Origin of the sequence: Taylorella asinigenitalis ATCC 700933 (genome assembly GCF_000687755.1) — a bacterium.
GTDB classification, from domain to species: domain Bacteria; phylum Pseudomonadota; class Gammaproteobacteria; order Burkholderiales; family Burkholderiaceae_B; genus Taylorella; species Taylorella asinigenitalis.
Map to the genome: position 1 here is coordinate 76,339 of NZ_JHXN01000004.1, position 21,014 is coordinate 97,352.

12 protein-coding genes are annotated in these 21,014 nt (G+C 37.1%); 1 reads left to right on the forward strand and 11 read right to left on the reverse strand.

Annotation, left to right across the window (positions count from 1 at the left end):
• Position 1: 1 nt before the first annotated feature.
• The 10 genes from tssI to clpB all read right to left on the reverse strand — a co-directional run bounded on the left by tssI (position 2) and on the right by clpB (position 19,940).
• Positions 2-6,238 (reverse strand): type VI secretion system tip protein TssI/VgrG, encoded by a 6,237-nt coding sequence (gene tssI, locus T432_RS08745; RefSeq protein ID WP_282705279.1) that lies wholly within the window; start codon positions 6,236-6,238, stop codon positions 2-4.
• A complete protein-coding gene (locus T432_RS0103805; protein ID WP_028884253.1) occupies positions 6,235-7,344 on the reverse strand; it encodes a pentapeptide repeat-containing protein in 1,110 nt (369 codons plus the stop codon). The genes tssI and T432_RS0103805 overlap by 4 nt, the downstream gene beginning before the upstream one ends.
• A complete protein-coding gene (locus T432_RS0103810) occupies positions 7,334-9,946 on the reverse strand; it encodes a DUF2169 family type VI secretion system accessory protein (protein ID WP_028884254.1) in 2,613 nt (870 codons plus the stop codon). Before T432_RS0103810 ends, T432_RS0103805 begins: the two co-directional genes overlap by 11 nt.
• A gap of 6 nt (positions 9,947-9,952) precedes the next feature.
• Complete coding sequence (locus tag T432_RS0103815) at positions 9,953-12,295, reverse strand: type VI secretion system Vgr family protein (RefSeq protein WP_028884255.1); 2,343 nt, start codon at positions 12,293-12,295, stop codon at positions 9,953-9,955.
• Between the two features lie 14 nt (positions 12,296-12,309).
• Positions 12,310-12,702, reverse strand: a complete 393-nt coding sequence (locus tag T432_RS0103820) for a DUF4150 domain-containing protein (protein ID WP_028884256.1) — start codon at positions 12,700-12,702, stop codon at positions 12,310-12,312.
• Positions 12,703-12,719: 17 nt separating this feature from the next.
• A complete protein-coding gene (locus T432_RS0103825; protein ID WP_028884257.1) occupies positions 12,720-15,062 on the reverse strand; it encodes a type VI secretion system Vgr family protein in 2,343 nt (780 codons plus the stop codon).
• Positions 15,063-15,358: 296 nt separating this feature from the next.
• Positions 15,359-16,060 (reverse strand): DUF3540 domain-containing protein, encoded by a 702-nt coding sequence (locus T432_RS0103830; protein WP_028884258.1) that lies wholly within the window; start codon positions 16,058-16,060, stop codon positions 15,359-15,361.
• A 93-nt stretch (positions 16,061-16,153) separates the two neighbouring features.
• A complete protein-coding gene (locus tag T432_RS0103835; protein ID WP_028884259.1) occupies positions 16,154-17,020 on the reverse strand; it encodes a hypothetical protein in 867 nt (288 codons plus the stop codon).
• 79 nt (positions 17,021-17,099) lie between these two features.
• Positions 17,100-17,324: an accessory factor UbiK family protein gene (locus T432_RS0103840; protein ID WP_014111699.1), complete on the reverse strand. Its 225-nt coding sequence runs from the start codon at positions 17,322-17,324 to the stop codon at positions 17,100-17,102.
• Positions 17,325-17,369: 45 nt separating this feature from the next.
• Positions 17,370-19,940: an ATP-dependent chaperone ClpB gene (clpB, locus tag T432_RS0103845; protein ID WP_028884260.1), complete on the reverse strand. Its 2,571-nt coding sequence runs from the start codon at positions 19,938-19,940 to the stop codon at positions 17,370-17,372.
• 170 nt (positions 19,941-20,110) lie between these two features.
• Here clpB and T432_RS0103850 point away from each other — a divergent pair, with 170 nt between their 5' ends.
• Positions 20,111-20,644, forward strand: a complete 534-nt coding sequence (locus T432_RS0103850; RefSeq protein ID WP_248646270.1) for a hypothetical protein — start codon at positions 20,111-20,113, stop codon at positions 20,642-20,644.
• A 1-nt stretch (position 20,645) separates the two neighbouring features.
• Here T432_RS0103850 and ftsB read toward each other — a convergent pair whose 3' ends face one another.
• A complete protein-coding gene (ftsB, locus tag T432_RS0103855; RefSeq protein WP_014111701.1) occupies positions 20,646-21,011 on the reverse strand; it encodes a cell division protein FtsB in 366 nt (121 codons plus the stop codon).
• Between the last annotated feature and the right edge of the window lie 3 nt (positions 21,012-21,014).

Below are 21,014 nucleotides of genomic sequence, written 5' to 3' on the forward strand. Positions count from 1 at the left end.
TCTAAAACCATTTGGAAAAATTCATATCTTTAACAAACCATTTTCCATTATCAGCCCAATCAACAAATACCCTTATAACTTCACTATCACCAATATTGTCTTTAATATGTAAAGCCATATCTTTAGGCAAAGGCATACCATCAACCATAAAGCCCCCGTGTCCCCCGCCAGCTTTATTTTCACCTAAAACATCATCTGTAAATCCCTTTCCTTCTTTCTGACGCTTAGAAAGATCAGGTGATTTAGAACATGTGGTTGTTTTGACTTCAAATACATCAAATTTTCCATCTGGTCTTAGACCTACCAAATCTATACCATGACCCGAGGCATTTTGAATACTAAATACTTTATCATAGATTCCACGATCAATCAGTGCTTGCATTGCACGTTGCTCTCCGAACGCACCAAGCCTGTTACTAAATGATAAACCTAGAGGATCAAACCACTCAACAGGGTTTGGTGCATATTGATAATTATTCAACCCACCCCACAATCCTATCGGATCCAGTGAAATGAACCTACCAATCTCAGGGTCATAGTAGCGGAAGGTATTGTAGTGAAGCTCACTTTCTGCATCAAAGTACTGACCTTGGAATCTATGGTTGTTTATTACACCATCCTCAGATACAGGAGCTGAGATTATCGTATCTCCCCATGCCTTAGCTTGTGCTTCCCACACCACTTCTTGTTCTGAATTCATCAGAATTTGTGGAGTGCCTATCTGATCATTCACATAGTGATAGATGGCTGGAGCAACACCCTTCGAACCACCGCCTAAGCTGCCTGCCCCTCCAGAGCTACCATAACCAAGCCCAACGGTAGCAGAATTCGTATACTGCACAAGCGGTACAAACTCTCCATCCTCATACAAGTACTGAACTTCCGAGCTTAACTTTCTTGTCTCTGAGCCTGATTCTTTTCTTATCTGAGCCTGAACTGCTAACTGCTCCCCAATCCTATCCTCAGATGCAATTGTTAAACCATCCCAGTCATAAAGCGTCTGCTCTAATACCTCTTTAGTCCTTACATCTACTACTCGCTTACCTATCCTTCTGCCAAACACATCATAGCGGTACTGAGTATCAAGCTTACTTCCTGCTGCTAGACCCAAACCTCTAAATGTTGTAGACTTCATCTGATTGAATCCATCCCAATCAAATGTCTGTATTCCCTTAGCACTCTCTTTTTTGATTAAATTACCTCTTTGGTCATAATCAAAGTGTGAGCCTGAGATGTGCCTTAGCAGATTGCCCATCACTTTAGATACATTTTTTGGCAATGTATTCTCAGTTTGATGTTGATATGTGCTTAAAGCAGTATGCTCTTTACTTAAGATATTGTGTGCTGGGTCAAAGCTAAAGGTCTCCTCTCCTAATGGTCCCTTAGCATTGATTAATCTTCCTATCGGGTCATAACGATAGCTAAGCTCACCTTTGCGACTATCTTTAATGTGGATTAACTGATTAGCTCCATCATACTGATAGTCTCGATTGAGTATGCTTTTCTTAACGTATTTGCCACTTTGAGTGTGTTGATTAGCTAGACGACCTGCTGCATCATATGCTGTGGTCTGAAGCATATCCTGAGCCCAATGGCGTTTTACTTCACGGTGATTGTCATCTCGTTCATAGTCTACGATTCGCTCTTTATCAAGCAACATTCCATGAAGATGACCTGAACCATATCTTAAATAATCAACCTCTTTTCCATCAGGTCTTACTGTCTTGATAAGGTTAGATAGCTCATCGTATTCAAACCTCCATAGCTTGGTAACATGATGATCAAAGATGTCATATGAGTGGATCTCCCTTAACACATTACCCAATGCATCTAGCTCAAACTGATTCTCTGATGTTGGGTTTTTCGCTAAGGTGAGTCGCCCATTTAAGTCATAGTCATACTCACGAACTTCATCTGCACTAGAAGTCTTAGTCATACGACCCATAATGTCGTACTGGAAGTTTAGGGTTTGATCTACAAACGTAACACTATCTAAACGCCCTGTTAACTTATTGACCTGATAACGCTTCTCTTTGCCGTCAAACCCTCTTTCATAAACCAGCCTACTTAGCGGATCGTATTCAAAGAGGTATTTGTCATTGTTTTCATTAATAAGCTTAGATAGCCTACCAAGCACATCGTATCTATAGCCAACTTCATGATTAAGAGCATCAACACGAGTTTCAATTCGACCTGCAGGGTTATATTTATAACGTGTCTCACGATCAAGACCGTCTATAAATTTGAGTAGACGCCCTTCAGCATCATGCTCTAGGTATACGGGGTTGGTTCCACTTCTTTCTACTTTGCAGATATAGCTGTTATAATCATAAGTGTAGATTTCTGTGGTACCGCAAGGTTCCGTCATCTTGACCACACGTCCTAATAGGTCATAATCCCATTTAGTAGTTTTACCTGAGCAGTCCCTAAATGATGCAACTTCACCTGTTATGTGATATCCGATATGTTTGTTTCCACCTTTAGCATCTTTAATTCGAATTACTTGCCCTTTAGTGTTGTATTGATACTCAGTCTTGTGGCCTAGAGGGTCAATCTCTAAAATAACCTGATTTTGGTCATCGTACGCTCTATGCCACTCATTACCCATTGGATCTGCTAGTGTTATTAGATTATTATCTGAGTCATAATCATATCTTATAGTAGTTTCATCAGGTTGAATAACTTTTACTAAATTATCAAATGCATCGTATATAAAATTGCTAGTTGTGCCATCAGGAAATCTAACTTGAGTGATATTGTTATATTGATCGCGTTCGTTTATTCGCTTAGTACCATCACAATAATAGATACCCATCAAATAGAATTCATCATTGAAAACATATTTTGTTGTTTGACCTAAGGCATCTGTGACGTAAGTTGAACGGTTTTCGATATCGTACCTTATCGATAACGCCTCAGACCCATCATCTAGGCTCTCATGAACGCATCGACCCTCATTAGCATCCATTTCCCATGCTAAATTAACGCCACGACCCGTCTTATCTTCGTATCGAGTAATTAAATGGTGAGATTGGTATTTGTATTTATTTGTTAGATTAAATCTATCAGTAAAGAGAACAAGGTTTCCATCAATATCATATGTATACTTAGCAAGGTGTTGCTCCCTGCTTTCCGATGTTACTGGATCAATTTCAAAATAATAAATTTCTTTGATTCTGTCAAAATCATCATAGCGGAAGAATATTGTATAGAGCTCGTTCTCAAGTGATTCGAGATAAGAATTAGTATCGTACTTAATTCTAATGAAATTATTTTGAGCATCTAGAATCTCAACTAATCTATAAACTGAACCGATTTGTTTAAAAATTAGCTTGTGATTATTCTTATACCTGATTTGAACCATGTCAGACTGAGGTTGTGACCAGAATAATTCCTCTTTTCTATCGTAAAATTCCTCACTCAAGGGAAATGAAATTGGGCATTTAACTTCTCTACCCTCGTCCGAAACGTATACTAAATTTGTTCCATCAACATATACATATTGCATGTACGGGGTCATCCATCTTGGACCAAGACCGCTTAAAGGGCTTTGTATATCGAAAGCATAGTTATTTGAACGGTAGAATCTAGTCCAAACTATTGGTTTAATACCTGGTAAAGAGAAGTCTGTATGTAGAACTTTTTCATCACCAAGAGAGAAGCTAATAGAATGTTCTGATTCACCAGTATTTAATAAGCTTAATCCAGCTCCCACAGCAGCCATTGTCAGTCCGAACCAATCTGCTGAACTCGTTAATTTTTGGCACTCTTTACATTTTGCAGGAGATTTATTTGGGTCCTTATTAGACTTATTACCATTGCCATCACCATTTTGGCCATTGGACTTATCACTATTCCCATCGCCACTTCCGCCAGAACCGCTTCCACCACCAAAACTTAATCCAGCCATCCACTTTTTAAAACCTTTGATGTATCTAAAACCTACTAAATCGCCAGAAGTAGCACCAGCTTTGCTTTCATGTTTTATTAATTGAAGATTAACTCCTAAGGCATTGGCTGCTAAAGGTTGCAAACCATTAGAATTATTAACAATACCTATATCAGCTGCATTCAAACCAAAGCTAGCAGCCCCAATGCTGTCTTTAAAACCCGTAAATGAAAAAGAAAACGGTACATCTTTAGTGTAATGTTTAGTATTCTTAGACTGGATTAGATGCCCCTCTAAGGAGAATGGAGTAGTAAATTTAATTTGGACTTCAGACTGACTCTTCACTTCAGCACCAGAGCTCAGTGCAATATTAGATGATGAAGTAAGATTTGTGTCAGTTGTACTGGCCTTCATTTTAAATGTTGGTGTCTTCCAATTTAAAGATGCTGATGTCAGCTTAGCTGAAGTTGCAATATCATATACTTCATCTTGTCCCACGTTTTGTTCTACACTTCCAGTTATTTCTGAATCGTCAGATGTTTGAGTTATTAAGTGGTAACCTTTTACAGTATGTGTAGCAGGTCCAGAGACAGTACTATCAAAAGTACCCACGATAGATTCATCAACTCCATCGAGATAATCTTCTTGTAAATTACCAGATATAGATTCAGTTAACTGAGTTTTAATTATGCGTTGATGATTATCATCATAGGCTGCTTCACGACCACTTTGTAGGGTTACGTCTGAAGTACTATGTGTAGTATGAGAACGGAAACTTGATATTGAAGAAGTTACATTGCCATCAATTGTTTGTGTTTGCTTATCCTTAACGTGAGTATTCATATCACGTTCAGCTACAAAGGATAATAGTTCTTTGCCTGGACTATCCTCAAACATCATGCGGTTTGCATTGCTAGCATCACCATTTTTACTTCTTGTAAAAAATCCACTTTGAGTAGCATCATCTGGAAGGTTAACAGGAGGCAGATTTTCATTGTTGTAAACACGTCCAATTACCACAGGACGATCAGGCTGACCGTCTACAAAGTCAACAACTACCTCTTCACCTACACGTGGAATTTGAACACCACCAAAACCAGATCCAGCCCATGGACTTGATACACGTACCCAGCAAGAACTATTCTCATCTTTCTTACCGTCCCTATCCCAGTGAAACTGTACTTTGATTCGACCATATTTATCTGTCCAAATCTCTTCGCCTGCAGGGCCTGTAACAACTGCCGTTTGAGGACCGCCCATCTTAGGTTCTTTATGAACCCTGGGTGCTCGATATTGAACATCAGCTGGAATAACGAGAGCTGATGTCTCTAGGTTAAAGTTAACGTCATCTCCTGAAACGTAAGATTGTACTGATATGTCATACTCAGTCTTAACTACAAGATATTCACCATCATCTCCTGCGTATGGTGCTTGTTTTAGTTCTACCTTATATCCTGATGAAATGTCTCTTAGCCGTGTGCGAGCCTCTGCATAGTCCTGAAGAGCTTGCAAAGATTCTAAATGCACTTTTGCATAATGCTCGGACTCATCAGCTGAAATATAACCACCAAATGGCTCGTAAATATCTAATTCTCTTCCTGGAGAATATTTACTACCTAAGTTGCTTTCTCCAGATAAATCAGCACGAGGATTTTCAAAATTATAGTCTTGTGTTGAATATGAACTTGATGTGATTTGACCACCAGTTTGCCAATCAAACACATGTTGATCGTGAGCATAAGCCATTTTATCTTCATGATAAAAATAAGCTACTCCGTTTACAGGAAGTTTTGGATGAGTATCCTTAGAGTCCGTAAGTACTAAATAATGTTTTTTATCATCATGTCGGAACCAATAATAAATCCCCTCATGCTCTAATAGACGACTTACAAAAGAAAAATCTGTCTCGTTATACTGAACGCAGTAATTCCACTTCCTATAGTTTTCAAATAACTTATTCTCAATATTTACATTGTATTCTTCAAGAACCTTTTTGACTACATCCACCGCAGTCATCTCTTGGAATATGCGACTGTTGTTAGTCTGTGTGCTATACCATAAATGCGGAACTACTGTGAACTCGTAAATAAAGTATTTTCGTGAATCTTCAATTTTCTCACTTACCTTACGCACTGAGTTAATCATACCGTTTATGTACCTTACGAACTTCTCAGCATCTATTTCTATACTTACGTCTGTGCCTGGAAGTTGTGTTTGATCAATTGGCTTATCTTCAGCAACTGCCTGAACATGGTACTCGAATAAATTCGAAAGTTCGTCTTTACCCTTAAGAGATAAAAATCTTAGGCTATCGCCTAATACAGTTTTTAAATTAACGATACGATTCATGATAGTGGCCCTTTAGTATCGGATACTTGTGATGTATTTTGAGAATTGGTTCTAAATTGTTCTGACCATAGTTCAGCCTCAAATAATGCAACATCCTTTTCAATGGCTCCAGGAGCTGTTTTAAGATCAGATTGTTCTGTTAATGCTCGATGAAATCGTGTCTCACTAAGCTTCGCTTCATCGAAAGTTGATTCATTTAAATTAGAGTAAGAAAAATCCGTGTAATAGAGATTGCAATTGTTGAAACTGCACTTAATTGCACTGGCTTTTTTCCAATGCGTTAGCGATAAATCAGAACGGTCAAAATGTGAATTCTCAAAATTAGCATTTGAGAACACAGACTGTTTGAAGTCTGTATTTTGTGCAGAGAAATTATGTCCAAAAGCTTCTACAAACACACAAAATTTAGCATTTGCACCATCCATAATCACATTATCTAATTTTGACCCATTAAAAGAACATTGAGTGAGATTTGCTTTCTTAAAAGTTGTATTACTTAAATCACAATCTGAAAACATGCAAAGACTTAAATCATAAAAATCAAAATTCATATCAGAGAGTATCGATTTGGTCCAAACAATATGATTAAGTATGCTATTTAATATTTCTAAAGAACGACAATCAAGCTCAAACAAAACCGATTTGTAAAGCTGACAGTTTTCAAATTTAATAAAGTCAAAAATAGTATTGGTGAAGACAGCTTCCCTTAAATCAACATTTGTGAAGTTGGTTTTTGATATAGTTGAGTTAACAAAACCACATTCAGCAGCATGTGAATTCTTAAAGTTTGAATCTTTAAAATTTGTTCCAATCCACTTAACATCGTTTAAAAATGAATCTACAAAAAAAGTACCCTTGAATTCAGAATCATTGAAAACTGTCTCAGTTAGATAGCAATCAGAAAATGTTGTGTTATCGAAGTTGCATTCATTAAAAATACTTTGTCCAAATTTAGTATCACTAAAAAAAGAGCCTTCGAAATTAACTTGATCGAATGTGACCCCAGAGAAATCCCAATGTTTGAAATCACACCCTGAAAGATCTAAACCTTTAAGAGGTACACCATTATCAATCCACTCTTTGAGGAGTTGTATGTCAAGTAGCATCTTGCACCCCTCTTTCACTTGGCTCTAATTGAATTTGAACGATATAGTTCTCATGTTCAATGCAATCATCTTTAATGACAGTTTGCCCCATTTCACATCTGAAGAAATTTACATGTGTAAAGTTAACTTCAGAAAATTCTGAATAGGTAAAAGTTCCAGACATGAAATTAGATTCTGAAAAATCACATCTTTTAAATTTCGATCTTCTAAAAATCGCATCAGGAATTTCTATACTTCTAGCAGATAAATCTATGAAAGTTGATTTAGATAATTCTGTATTTTCAATGATAGAACTATCAAACTTACAAGATAAAAAATTAAGATTTCTAAAATTACTATTCTTAATGTATGAATTTGTGAAATCAATATCTTTTAAAGAATCATCAGAAACTATAGCCATAGCTTCAATCCATGATGATTTGAAATCAATACCAATAAGTTTTACGTTTGTGAAAGCCATTCTTAAAAAATAAGCGTTATTAAATAAACTAGATTTGATTTCGATTTCTGAAAAAGCACATCTCACCCACTCACTTTCTGTAAAGTCAGATTTTTTGATATTACCCTGCAATAATAAGAATCCGTCAAAGCCTGATCCTTTAAAAACTGAGTTTAATATTTGAATATTTTGATACATGCAATCTTTGAATTTACAATCTATAAATTCAGAACCCTCAATGCTATGATTAAAGACAATATTTTTTTCAAAGTTACAGTTAAAAAATTTAGAGTTTTTAATTTTAGACTCGTTGAAATTTGTACTTATAAATGAACAATTTTCAAAGTGAGTATTATTCAATTCAGCATGAGATAAAGCACCCTCATTAAAAATACAATTAGTAAAATGGGCATTTGATAGGTTAGTTCTAGAGAAATTAGTTAATGAAAAATCTAAGTCCTTATATTTTGTATTACAAAGATTCGCATTTAAAAGATTTAAACCTTCGACAGAATTTCCCTTTTTAATAATTTCATTTAGAGACTCTTTATTATGAATTGTTTGATTATCTCTAAGCAGATATTTGCTTTGATCAAATTGAGCTGACATAGTGACCATTCGCTTTTCAAGCTTGACCAACCTTGGATCATCTTCTTTATAACTATCTTGATACATCCTGTTCAGTTTGCTCAGCTTAGTATCATTAAGATTTTTTTCTAAATCAATCTTCTCAGAATCTGTCTTCAAACTCTCAAAAAACTCATCACCTCGAGTAAGCGAATCAAAATCATTATTTTTGCCTTTACTCAACAAAAATTTCTTTTTAGCCTCTTTGATTTCCTTGAAATGCTCACGCATTTCAGCAACTTTCTCATCAAGCCAAATTTGCTTTTCAGGTAAAAATCTAAGATTCGGGCGTGGATGCGGACCCATACTCTGAGGTATATAATGATGAGGATTAAGTCCCATTTCTTTGAGATGCTCTCTAGAAATTTTTTGAATGTATTCCTGATATTTAATCATTTTTTCACTCAAATCCCCGATATCTTCAGCTTTAGGCACTATGCCTTTGAATTGAACATTCTCAGGAAGAAGATCTTCATCAGAATATGCTGTTAGAGCAGATGTGTAATGATCATTTCTTAATTGAATAAATTTTTTGTAGTGGTATATATCCTTTGGAGAATGTGTCCATTCAAGAGCTGCCAATACATGATTTATCTCAGAACCGTCTTCAAACCAACCTGGAATAGAATCTTGAAAAATTAATAAATATTTTTCAATTTCAGGTACAAGCCAAAGTGTTTTGAGTTTCAAAGATGATTCAACAAGTACTTCTTCATCTTCAGGAGTTTTTTGGAGTACTACAATACATTTTCCATGCCATGCAGGGGTAATACCCTTCCATATTTCTTTATCAGGATGCATGTTAACAACTGAAAACTTAGTATTATTTGGAAAAAAATCTAGTTCTTCAAATATCTGACCTTCCTGAGCAGAATTAAATATGGTGGGATCCATGTCAGGGAAGAAGCCAGGAAAATCTCGCTTTTTCCATTCCTCAGAATAATTTCCTACTTTGCTAAATCTTACAGGCCAAACTATGGATTGAGGTCCCAAATTATAAGCCTTATGCTCATCGCTAGGATCAACAATCAAATGTCTGGGGTCCTCAATATTTGGTAAATCAATTGAACTGAGAAAATCAATATTATTTATTCCTATAAAACCCTTACCTGAAGGATTATTATCAAACTTTTCACCGCCATAACTATTGGACCAATTCATTGAAATCGTTTCAAATTCGCTAGGTTCAGTAATCTGTTTGTTTATAAATTTTCTGTCGCCAAACACTCGCAGCTGACGAATCTTATCGTGAACGGTTACAGTAATATCGACTACTCTTTTATTTTTTGTAAATTTCGAATAAGCCTTACCAGAGACCAAAAATTCAGGACAAACTTTAGGTATGCCATATTCAATTGCACCACCACAATCGAGTGAAGTTTTAGCTAAATCCCAAATTGCAGTTTCAGACTCTAAAATAGGGGCAGGATTACTAGCATCAACAAGTGCAATAATGCTAAGACCAATGCGAGATTCACCTCTCCACCTGTAAGGCCTGACCATAAGACTTAAGCAATTGGGTTTAGAAATTTTCATACTAAACTACAATCTCGTTTGAATGATACGATCAAGGCTTTCAAAATTTGCTTTAGACAAATCTACGCCAATAATATTGCCCGCTATATTTTCTTTATCGTTAGTTTTGGAAACAGCCTTGATAGAAATAGCAGATGCACTACCTTTAAAGCCCTGTTGTGACAAATCGGTTCCTAAAACTACATTAATCTTAATTACCGATTTATCTGTATACATTAGTTGCACCTTCTCATCAAACACAGCACCTGTAAATTGAATAATGCTCCCTTTATTATTGTATGTAGGGCCATCTACTGAAACTTGCAAACTGAATAATTTTTGCATTGAACCAGAATCATAATAGTTTGTTTTGCAAGTATCCAAGTAAGGTCCAGAAGAATTAAAGTTATAGTTAGATACGTCAAACTTTAGATTTTGAGCTACTTGGACAATTTCAGATGAAGCATCAAGGTCAACTGCTCCACCAACCTCTACTAGTTCTGAATCCTTAAACTGATGAAATCGGTTATTTGCAATAGTATCTTTCAATAAACCTGTTATTGACTGTTTATAGCCAGTTTGATAATTATGGATTGCAGGTTCAGAAGAAATTGTTAGTTTCTCTGAACCGCTAGTAGTTTCTGTGTTCGGTCCTGTATAGGTACGTGTTTGACGTTGATGAACAGTGTCTTTACTATCTCCAGAAACAGATAAGGTATGTCCATTTTCATGTTGATAAGAGGCTTTTCCAGTGACTTTTTTATTCAGTAAACCACCGTAACTCCAAGTATGAGCACCTACGATATTAGTAGCTGATGCCCCGCCTACAGAATGATTGCTATCATTTTTAACGTAGTAATCCATATTTTTCTGTGCGACCATTTTTAAGAGTTCTTTACCTAAAGCATCCTCAAATAACAAAGAATTGGCTTGATCTGAAGTTCCGTCTTTTGTGCGTGTATGAAAACCACTTACTGTTGCATTGGCTGGTAATTCAACAGGTGGCATATTGTCTGCGTTATAAAGACGACCAACAATTACAGGTCTGTCAGGATGACCTCCTAAGAAATCAACTATTACTTCTTCATTTACACGAGGGATTTGCATACCTCCAAATCCGCCACCAGCCCATGGGCTTGATACACGCACCCAACAAGAGCTATCCCCATCCTCGATATCAGCTGAATCCCAATGGAATTTAACTTTAACTCTTCCATATTCATCGGTATGAATTGATTCACCCTCAGGACCCATTACTACAGCTGTTTGAGGACCATATGTGAAAGGAACTGTCGTAAGTTTGGGGTGGCGATACTGGGTCGATGCAGGAATCATTAAAACCTTAGATATTGCATAAGTTTTCTGACTTTCATTTGTTGCATAAGAAGCTTCAGAAAATTCGTAATAAATGTTCGTGATTAGGTACTTTTGGTTTTGTGATTTATTTGGATGTTTTTTTAAAGATATGGTGCTACCCACTGAAAGCATAGGGCTATTTGCTGTACCAAAATACTTTTTGCACTGAGCTTCAAAAATTTCAACATTTATATCAGCGTATCTCTCACCCTCAGAAGTCTCTGTGTAATCCCCAATTGAATGATAAAACTCGAGATCAACTCCATGATTATTTTTAATAGCTGATTCTTTCTCTACATACAAACTAGCATCGGGCTTATTTAGGTTGTAATCAACAGAACTAAATTTAGTAGGTGTGATGCTTAATTTAGGTTGCCATTCATAAAAATGTTCTTCAGTATGATCTAAACCAAGACCCTGATCATAAAAGCTTAAGCTATCAAATGCATCTACTGGCTTATGAGAATTTTTACTATCTGTGATAATTAGTTTATGCTTTCCATCACTATGTTCAAACCAAAAGTACATGCCCTCATGTTCCATAAGTCTAGAAACAAATTCATAATCAGTCTCATCATATTGAACACAATATCCCCATTCTCGATAGCTTTCTTCAGTTTTAATTTCTAACTCAAATGGATAGTCTTCAAAAGTTTCTTTAATTACTTGAGGAATATTTTTCTTTTGAAAAATTTTGTAATGATTAGTTTTAGTAGCAAGCCACAACCATGGTCTAACAATAGTCTCGAAAATAAAATATCTTTCAGTAGTAGTTTCTTGACCTACACGTTTTGCTTGAGTAACCAAACCACTGAGGTATCTATTTTTATTTCCATTATTAACTGTTAATGTTAATTCTTTACCTATTAGAGTTCGTGCATCGAAATTTTTATCTTTGGAAACAAACTCTAATTTGAATTCATAAATAGATGATAAGGCTTCATTGCCACTCATCGATCTAAATAACAAACTTTCTGAATCAAATGGACCACTAATTTTGTATGTTCTACTCATGTTTCTCTCCAATTTCAGGGTGCCAAAATCACAATATGCGGACAACTAGGAACAACTGTATACCCTACAGTATTCATAGTGTTTTGGGGTCCTCCAGCACCCATACGATTGGCTGGTGTACCAAATATTAAAGTAGAGTATGAATTCATAAATAATCTTCTACTAGAAGCTGCGACTGTCTGAGAGATTAAACCCATGGCAACACCAGGCAAATCTCCAACTGTAATAGGAATTTGAGTTACAAGGTTATGAGCAAACGCATTGTTAAAAAGGATAGTTACAGCAACTGGAATTGCTGCCATAGGATAGGCCATATCAGGATATGGAATAGGAATTAATGAAGGAGGTGTTTTACAAAGATCAGGAAAAGCAAAATCCATTCCAACCATTTGATTTGTAGCTAACATTCTAAGTCCTTTATAAATTAAGCATTATCAATAAGGAAGCCCACAAGCTCATGCTTTTGTGCAACCTCCAGACCTTTAGTACTATTTTTCTTGAGTTTGACTACGTTGATTTCACCCTTAAGATGAGTTTTTTCTTCCTGGCTCTTAATGCCAGAAAACTTCAAAATCGATGCACCAGCTTTTACAGCCTGAGCTGATTCACTAGCAAAAGATAATCCAAATCCTAAAATCCCTTGGCTTGTACTAGTAAGTGCAGTAGTATCTTTCATCAAAGCAACTGAAATTTTTGATTTAAATAAATTTAGAATAATAGGTGCTAAGAAATTTAGGGCAGGGGCAGTAAAAGATAAAATAGCACTAGCCTTGTTGTGATGGTCTATTAGACTATCAATGAAAGCCTCCCCATTAATTTCTATAACTGTAGGTCCTGTTTTGATTTCCATTGGACCACCTTTAACAATTTTTGAATACTTTTGCCCAACTGTGTACTTAGCACTTCCTGAAACCTTGCGCGTAACACTACTGGTGGCCTCATGAGAAAATTCTGTCTCAACAGTCCTATCTCTACCCGCACCATACGTATAATTTGCAAGACCACCTACAACACTCTGAACAAACCCACGTCCCATATTGATCGTAGCGTTAGACCCGATTGAGTGAGAGCGTGGCCCCTCAACGATTTCATCAGATGTCCCGATAATAGTTCTCACCTGATTTGCCTCATTAGTTTCAGTGGATGCATCTTTAAAAATGTTATCGTCGTAACCGCCCACAGATAAATCAGTTGTACCGCCGTGAGTACCCTGCTGTTCACCCGCTACACTGATATCTTCATTGTTTTTAACCAATGTGTCCATGTCTTTCTGTGCTTGGAAACTTAGCTTCTCATCGCCTGGTTTATCTTCCATAAGCATCTGATTGAAAGTAGACGAATCACCATATTTTGAACGAGTGACAGTACCGCTTTGCGTTGCGTTTGCGGGGAATTCCAATGCTGGCATATTATTCGCATTGTACACACGGCCGATAACCATTGGTCTATCGATATGTGCCCCTACAAATCCCACAATAACTTCATCTCCGATACGTGGAATTTGAACGCCGCCAAATCCACCGCCTGCCCATGGGCTTGATACACGAAGCCAGCACGAACTATTGTCATCTGATTTACCCTCGCGGTCCCAGTGAAATTGAACTTTGATGCGCCCATATTTATCGGTATAAATTTCTTCGCCTTGAACACCGACAACTCTTGCTGTCATTGGTCCCTGAGCTTTAGGAATAGGTGTAATTTTCGGAGCCCTAAATTGGATCTCTTTTGGCAATGCATGTAGTTTTACGTGCATGTGGTGGAGTTCGGGAGCATTGCCACCAGAAGAAGCATACTGATTTTCATGAAGGGTAAACTCGGTACCTAAAATAATATAAGGATTCTTAGCATCCTGCACTCGGTCCACGGAAAAAGTAGAACCGCAACTCACAAGTGGATAATTCGTCTCAGCCTCTACAGTACGAGCTTTCCACGCTTCACTCTCAGCGGCAACCTTCACATATTTTTCGCCATGCTCAAGCTCAATGTAGCCTGGCAATGGATCGTAAATCTCCATCTTACGGCCGCTATTTTTATTAATTGAATGCGAAACATCTAGTTTTGCAGTCGATTTCTCGAAATCGTAATCGACCATGGAGTGCTCATTGCTATAAAGAGAATCAACATTACCCCAAGCCGAAATAACAGGTCCATGAGATGGCAATGCCTGATCATCCGCGTGAAAAGTCAATTTAGAGACACCTGAGATATCTTTGTGGGCTGCACTGCTATCAGCAATAATTAACTTATGCTCATCTTCACTATGATCAAAGTAATAATAAATTCCTTCGTACTCACATAGACGACTTATAAAAGCTAAATCACTCTCTCCATACTGCACGCAATATGGCCATGTTCTATAGTTGTCCATAGTCTTGAATTCATGCTTGAATGGATATTTTTCCAGCACTTCCTCAATAATTTCGGGCACGGAAATCTTCTGGAAAATGCGATTGTTTTGAGTTTGCGTAGCAAGCCACAACCAAGGACGCAGTTCAAAGCGATAAACATGCTCACGCTTAGTAGTATCTAGGGGCTGTAGATACTGGGCACTAGTTACTAACCCATGAAAATATCTCTTGCCTTGAGTTATTTCAACAGTGATATCGATTATAGTTCCGAGAATTTTCTCTAAATCAAGATCACCTTTCTCCGAAACAAGATCTACAGTGTAATCAAACAATTCGGATAGCTTTTCAGTACCCGTTAGGGATTTAAACTTTAATTCGTCACCGAAAACGGTGTTAGCTACTAAATGACGTTCTGACATAATATAGGCCGATATAAAAAAGAGTCAGGTGAAAACGGTTTTGCTGTATATTCTTTCTCGACAACAAAAACACATGTCCGTAAAAATACTTACGCAGAAATTCTAAGATGAAAATTTTAAGATTTTATTACAATCAAATTTAATTCAAATAAAATCAAGCATTTACCTGAAACAAATTTAACAATATGTAACAGATTTTTCAATAAAACAGTTGTTTGAATGAGTCTCGGGAGATAATAAATAAGCCCCTCTTGTGGAGGATTTAATAGAATGTCAGGAGGGTTGGTTAGGGGTTGCTATCCCATATGTATTTGCTCGCTATCAACCTTAACGAGTTCGCCTGCAGTGACCATAGTGTATTTGGAATGTACTCGTGCACTGTCTTCAGCTTGATAGTCTATAGTTCCTGCACGAGTTTGATCTATTTGCTCTGTTATACGTACAGTATTTCTACTCATTTGAGCCAGTCTATCAGTAATAATTTCATAAACTTTACCGACAAATCTAAAAATACTTATTGTTGATCTAAGCTCGCGACCAACATAATCCGCAGAATCAACAACAACCTCAGCTGAATTTGATTTCATCTGTAAATGGTCTGATTTTAGATCCACTTTTTTGCTTGCACGGAATGAAAGCTCCTCGGCCTGAACCGTCAAATTTCCAGGAATTTTTACTTTAGAATTCGAAGATTCCATTTGTTTAATGATGGCAATGATATAGAGTTCATCACTATTTGGTCCGCTCACCAGTACTTGATCGCCCACAGACGGCTCAAGCAAACAACTAGCTGCCTTTTGACAAGGGAGGTCACTTCCATCCAAAGAAATAGAGTAGGTTTGATTTTCTTCAGAATAATTAATGACCTCGCAAATAGAATGAATAGCCTCATTTTTAGAAACATGGGCTTTCTGAACACTCATTAATTTCTCTAAATCACTAACTACTTTAGTAAGTTGAGTTTGAACATCTGGGTTTAGTGTATCTTCTGGTTTCATTCGGTATGGTACAGGAATTTAATTGGAAATAAGTAGAGATTATAGTGGTATTAAATTACAGAAAAAATTCGCTTGCAATATATTGAATAAATGTTAATTATCCATAAAACTTAAATTACCAGTAAGCCTATATTCTTTCAATTCTCTGTGGCCAATTCTTAAAATCTTAATAACTGCATTAATATCTAAATTAAAGTGATTTGAAAACCCAGTTAGTAAAATATTAAAAAACCTAGCTTTATTGATTCTCTCAAGGTCCTCAACTCCATTAATTCTGTCCTCTAAAAGCACTTTAATCGAATTTAATTCAATTCGCTGCTCTGGCCTAAAATGAAAGTTATTTAATGCATATTTAATCATCTTAACCAATTTTTCATTTTCATTAAAATCATTAAATCCTTTTGTAAATATAGCACCAGAAAGATAATAAAGAATCAAGGCATCTGAATCACTCTCATCCCATTCAAAATAATCATTCTTCCATAGCCTTCCAGCAATCTTTAATACTTCCAAATCTCTTTCCCTAAGTGCATCCAAAAGAATATCAACGGTCAAATACTCCTTAGCTGATTTGTAGTCGTAGACCTTTGAACTGTAGCGTCTACTATTTTCATTAAAATTAACTTCTAAACTAACTGGTTTAGAATAAGATGTAGTAATTGGACCATCAAGATTTCTATCCGAATTTACCGTATCATTAGAATTAATATCATGGATCGATTGGAAATCATCATCTCTAGATGACAACGCAGGAAGAGAATAATCAAATTGCGAATCTTCTTTTTTTAAATCATCAGAATGTGAGCAATTTAAATTGAAATTTTCTAAGGAAATAGTTTTCTTATAAAGATTAAGGCTTTTTACTAATTCAATAATTTCTATAATTTTTTCGTAGTCATCTTTATCAAATACAGCATATTCAATTTCGCCATCTTCATTTTTAATTAAATTTATACCCATATTTAACCTTAAGTATGATTTTTAGACTATTAACCCAAAAAAGGGCAGAAAAAAATCTGCCCTCATACACTAAACATAATTAAGACTTACTCTCAAGCTGAGCCTCTAACTGCTCTACTCTTTCACGAAGTTTATCAACCATGGCACGTTGAACATCAAATTCATCACGCGTAACTAAATCCATTTTACTGAAGGTCTGAGCCATAAAAGCTTTAACGTTTTTCTCAATATCAGCTGCAGGACTGTTTCTAATCAATTCTTGAATCTTTGATTGTATTTCATCAAAAAAATTCGTATTTTTCATATCTCTCTCCAATCTAAATTTAGAGCCGCCCGAGGGCGACCCAAGTTAAGCATTAAATGTGAATTGATCCGATTCCTCATCAAAATCCACTTTCACGGTATCTTTAGCGGTAAATTCGCCCTGCAAAATACGCTTAGATAAAGGATTTTCAATTAGCTGCTGTATCGCACGTTTTAGCGGACGAGCCCCAAACACTGGATCAAAGCCTGCTTCAGCAATTTTAGCAATTGCTTTAACCGAAATCTCAAGTTTCATTTCAAACTGCCCCAATCTCTGAGCTAATCGCTTAATTTGTATTTTGGCAATGTTTGCGATTTGATCTTGCTCAAGACCGTGGAACACCACTATTTCATCTATACGATTTAAAAACTCAGGTCTAAACGAATTTTTCAATTCATCCCAAACCACGTCCTTAATTTTCTCATATGGCTCTCCACTCATTTTCTGAATATGTTGAGAACCTATATTTGAAGTCATCACAATGACGGTGTTTCTGAAGTCAACTGTGCGACCCTGCCCATCAGTCAAACGGCCATCATCCAAAACCTGAAGCAAAATATTGAACACATCAGGATGAGCTTTTTCGATTTCGTCCAGCAAAATTACACTATACGGCTTACGTCGTATTGCTTCAGTTAAATAACCACCCTCTTCATATCCAATATACCCAGGAGGTGCACCTATTAAGCGAGCCACAGTATGCTTCTCCATAAATTCGCTCATATCAATACGAACCATGTGATCATCGGAATCAAACAAGAAATTCGCCAAAGCCTTAGTCAGCTCAGTCTTACCTACACCTGTAGGACCTAAAAATAGGAATGATCCGTAAGGTTTACTTGGATCTGAAAGACCAGCACGAGAACGCCTAATAGCGTCAGACACTAAGCGAACAGCCTCATCCTGACCAACTACACGCTCGTGCAAACGATCTTCCATGGTCAATAATTTCGCCCTTTCACCTTGCATCATTTTCGCTACAGGAATACCTGTCGCACGTGACACAACTTCGGCAATTTCTTCAGTACCAACCTCTGTCCGAAGAAGCTGATTCTTCACTTCCCCTTTTTCTGCAGATTTTAAACGCAGCTCAAGATCTGGCAATTTTCCATACTGCAACTCCGATAGCTTCTCATATTCGCCCTGACGCTGGTATTCAGCCATCTGTGCCTTAACCTTATCGATATCCTCACGAATGGACTGTACACCATGAACAGAAGATTTTTCAGCTTTCCAGATTTGCTCAAAGTCATCGTATTCGCGTTGAAGCTTAGCTAGTTCATCCTCGATTAACTGCAACCGACGTTTAGAAGCCTCGTCGTCCTCGCGGCGAACAGCCTCTCGCTCAATCTTAAGTTGAATGATGCGTCGGTCCAAACGATCCATTACTTCGGGCTTAGAATCAATCTCCATACGGATGCGTGCAGCCGCCTCATCAATCAAGTCAATAGCCTTATCGGGCAAAAATCTATCTGTTATATAACGATTACTTAATTCTGCCGCCGCAACTATAGCTGGGTCCGTAATTTCTACCCCATGATGAATTTCATATCTCTCCTTAAGTCCGCGTAAGATGGCAATGGTTGCCTCTACATCAGGCTCATCAATAAGCACCTTCTGAAATCGACGCTCCAAAGCCGCATCTTTTTCTATATATTTGCGATATTCATCTAAAGTGGTCGCCCCTATACAATGCAACTCTCCTCGTGACAATGCTGGTTTAAGCATATTTCCCGCATCGATGGCACCTTCTGCTCCACCAGCTCCGACCATAGTATGTATTTCATCGATAAATACAATATTATTTCCCTCATCTTGAGCGAGCTCTTTTAAAACTGCTTTTAAACGTTCCTCAAATTCACCCCTAAACTTAGCCCCAGCTAATAAGGAAGCCATATCTAAAGAAAGTACACGTTTACCACGTAAAGACTCAGGTACCTCATCATTCACGATTCTTTGAGCAAGCCCTTCAACAATTGCTGTTTTACCAACACCTGGCTCACCGATTAGAACAGGATTATTTTTACTACGACGTTGCAAAATTTGAATTGCACGTCGAATTTCATCATCACGTCCAATTACTGGGTCTAACTTGCCCATACGAGCACGCTCAGTTAGGTCAGTAGTGTATTTTTTCAATGCCTGTCTTTGAGATTCTCCTTCTTGATCAGAGACAGTGCTATCCCCCCGTATCGCCTCAATAGCAGCCAGCAAAGCCTTTTTCTCTAAACCACAATCTTTTAAGATCGTACCAAGCTCACCCTTATCCTCTGCCAATGCCACCAAGAACAACTCACTTGCAATAAAATTATCCCCTCTCTTAGATGACTCTTTATCGGTTTTCAAAAGAAGTTGATTTAAAGCACGACTAATTTGAATTTCGTCCGCACCCTCTACCTTTGGCAAATTATTCAATGCAAGGTTTAACTTAGTTTGCAACTGGTTTACGCGCACACCCGCCTGAGCAAGCAAGCTGGCAATGCCCGAGCCTTCATCAGCCAACATCGCAGAGAGCACATGATGACCCTCAATATACTGATTATCGTTACGAGAAGCTAGACTCTGAGCATCCGCAATTGATTGCTGAAACTTAGTAGTAAATTTTTCAAAACGCATAATAGCCTCATAAATTTTTCTATGATATGTATATAAGGGAAATTATTTATATATCAAGAGTCTAAAATAACTATTTTGCCCATTTCATGACAATATGCGATTCTTCGGGGAACATCCCCCCACTTACGGTTATTGATACTTGCGTAATTATGCATTACTTTACGTTGGCAATGTTCCTGCGACTGTATTCTCACGGTCATTGCCAACCTATTTGGAGTGAAGAAATCGGACGTGAATGGCGACGAAATGCAGCCTCAATTTGGAAAAAACCACAAGAATTTATTGATTCTGAATGGGATCGCTTTAATACTCTTTGCCCAGAGGCGAATTTAGGGGAAGTCGATACCACCGAACAGACCTATTCCAAGGCATTAAGTTCGATAGATAAAAAAGATAGGCATGTCGCATTAGCCGCAATAATTGCACAAAAGCGATTTGGTTTAAATAACAGCGTTTTAATTACTTGGAATATGAGAGATTTTCATAGAACTTCACTTAAGCAAAGCCGAGTAATTTTAAACACCCCTGATGAATTGCTGACATCCTACTATGATAAATATCCTGAATTAATCACAGAACTAGTCAAGAACGGAATTGATGAACGCAACTCTTTGGACCTACCTAAATTGACACGTGACCAGTTACTGAAGCGAGAGGGGTTAAACAGACTGAATCGAAGATTAAACTCATATCTAAACAATTGATTTACGGTTTGTTCTTCTGATCCTTATCATTTTTAGGCTTGTTATGAGGAACTTCCTTCTGAGAATTTAAATTTGGCTTTTGCACATTTGAATTAGTCGGTTCAACCACCCTAACATACACTTCATCTTCGCTAATCATATTCATCTCTTGACGAGCAATATCCTCTAGTGCTTCTGTGCCTGAAGATAAATCTTCAATCTCGGCCTGCATAGCATTATTTCTAGCTGTCATAGCTGCAGTTTTATCCTTTTCTTCCTGCAGTTGCGTCTTTAATTCTTCTACTTTTTTATACCCTTTTTCTCCCATATATAAGGGATACTGGATGGCAATGCATGCAAATATCAGTAAAAGAATTAATCGACGCATAAA